The organism is Methanohalophilus sp. WG1-DM (assembly GCF_004104135.1).
GTDB lineage: Archaea > Halobacteriota > Methanosarcinia > Methanosarcinales > Methanosarcinaceae > Methanohalophilus > Methanohalophilus euhalobius.
On record NZ_RRBA01000029.1, the window covers coordinates 1 to 1,869 of the forward strand.

Consider the following 1,869-nt stretch of genomic DNA (forward strand, 5'->3'; position numbering starts at 1 on the left):
TGATATCCTTCTCACCGGTAATTTCCTCATATATTGCTTCAGCTATTTTCTTTGTATTTCCTGTCTGTGACATATATGTTACTAATGTTTTCATATAATTCCTCCTATCATTATTAAAAATATTACTTGTCGCTATTCTATATAGTTATGGGTTAGTAAAATGCCTCTTTGTCGTTTTCGATACAGAATAGTAACTCATGCATATAAGAAAAATGTAGATTTATGAAATCAGGAGAATTTTTGAGTGCTAGTACTATAAAAGCCGAATATTCATGAATCAACCATAACCCATACAAAAAATAGATTCACCGGTATCGCTTAAAAAAAAGCAGGTATGTGGAGTGGGATTAGACCCCATGAACTTCTACAAGACAGGATTCCTGAATTTGGCCCTCTACAATTATTCCAGAAAGCTTAATTGTCCTCAGGAATGATAGAAAAATATATAGCGCTAATACCTTCCATTATCCTAAACCCTTTACCTGTAATCATGTAATCACCCCTCTCATGTTGCTGTATGATCAGCCCGCTATCCAGGAGCTTCTGAAGATGAAACAAAAGGTTTCCTCCCCGAAGACCTGTGAGCTTAGAAAAAGCAGAAAAACTCATTGACTGACCGCAGACTGCTTTTAAAATTTCGAAACGTTTTTTGTGGCACAAGGGATCGAGCACGTCATCGATAGCTGATTGTGCTGGAATAAGCGAGATGTCCTCCTTCTTATCTTTATTTGTATCATATGTCCTCAGGGACTGCATAAGGCTGACCTGTTTTTCAAAAAGGTCGATTGCCTCAGAAAAGCAGATGTCACACTTACCATAAGGCATGCCTTTCCTTAAAGTCTTGATCTCAACACGTTTCTTATCAATAAGTCCACTATCAACAGAGGGCTGTTTGATAAGAGCTGCATTTTTCTGTAACATATCTGTGAAAATTGATCGGCATTGATCAAGACGCTCACATTTCTTGACCATGTTTTTAGAAAGTCCAATTTCTGCATCGGCAACAAGGTGTTTTTCCATAGCATCAGAATAATCACTTCTTACAAATGCCAGAATGGATTCAAGATGTTGCCTGCTGGTGTCTTCAGTAAACGATCTGACTTCTCTGTAGATATCATCAAGCTTTTCCCTTATATCTTCGAGTTCGGATTCGCAATTATTGTTCATAATATAGAATTTTCACACATTGCTTATAAGGGTTTCTAGTAAAACCTTAAAGGTCATAGGAGTTACTCCACTATACAAGAGTCATTGTAATGCCGATTAAGTATATATGAATAACTATCAATTATCTACTGTGGTTCAAATCTTCCAAAGAATATGGAACCACATAAAAACCATAAAGGAGAAAACAAAATGAACGTAAAAGAAGAAATCCATTCCCAGATCGTTGGAGCACTTGCAGATGCATCTTTCCCTATTAACTCACCTGAAGATCTTCTTGCAGCAATGCCTGCTGGTGCAGACACTAAATGTAAAGCAGGAGATGTCGAGATTACCGCAGGAGAAGCAGGTGCACTTCTTACACCAGAAGACTTCCCAATTGAGAGTGCAAAGCAAATCGCTGACACCCTCGTTGAAAGGGCTGGGTTGTAATACCCACACCCTTTTGCAAAGAACACTTAAGGTGTTTACAAGCTGATTGTCAATAGGAGTGAATAATAATGAAAATTCTTGGTGTATCAGGTTCCCCTATCAAAAACAGTAATGCTGATCGTGCTCTAAAAGCAGCCCTTGAAGCAACAGGCATGGAATACGAATTTGTCAAGATTATTGATTATACTGTTGCTCCCTGTAAGGCTTGCCTGGGCTGTGTAAAAACGAATGTCTGTGTAATTAAAGACGACGGCATTGCTTTGGCAGAAAAAG

4 protein-coding genes are annotated in these 1,869 nt (G+C 38.2%); 2 read left to right on the forward strand and 2 right to left on the reverse strand.

Annotated elements, in window-relative coordinates:
* Nucleotides 1-94, reverse strand: a 94-nt coding sequence (locus CI957_RS10195) for a flavodoxin family protein (RefSeq protein WP_342764922.1), incomplete at its 3' end; no start/stop codon positions are given.
* A gap of 320 nt (nucleotides 95-414) precedes the next feature.
* Nucleotides 415-1,167, reverse strand: a complete 753-nt coding sequence (locus CI957_RS10200; protein ID WP_128754789.1) for a helix-turn-helix domain-containing protein — start codon at nucleotides 1,165-1,167, stop codon at nucleotides 415-417.
* Nucleotides 1,168-1,356: 189 nt separating this feature from the next.
* On the opposite strand from CI957_RS10200, the gene CI957_RS10205 reads away from it, so the two are divergent.
* Nucleotides 1,357-1,596 carry an MTH865 family protein gene (locus tag CI957_RS10205; RefSeq protein ID WP_128754790.1) on the forward strand — a complete coding sequence of 80 codons (240 nt, stop codon included), beginning with the start codon at nucleotides 1,357-1,359 and terminating at the stop codon, nucleotides 1,594-1,596.
* A gap of 68 nt (nucleotides 1,597-1,664) precedes the next feature.
* A partial coding sequence (locus CI957_RS10210) for a flavodoxin family protein (RefSeq protein ID WP_164909094.1) occupies nucleotides 1,665-1,869 on the forward strand: 205 nt, incomplete at its 3' end.

What these genes read in the sequence shown, in the direction of transcription:
- CI957_RS10200 (WP_128754789.1), bottom strand. Translation starts at nt 1,167, where the DNA reads ATGAACAATAATTGCGAATCCGAACTCGAAGATATAAGGGAAAAGCTT.
- CI957_RS10205 (WP_128754790.1), top strand. Translation starts at nt 1,357, where the DNA reads ATGAACGTAAAAGAAGAAATCCATTCCCAGATCGTTGGAGCACTTGCA.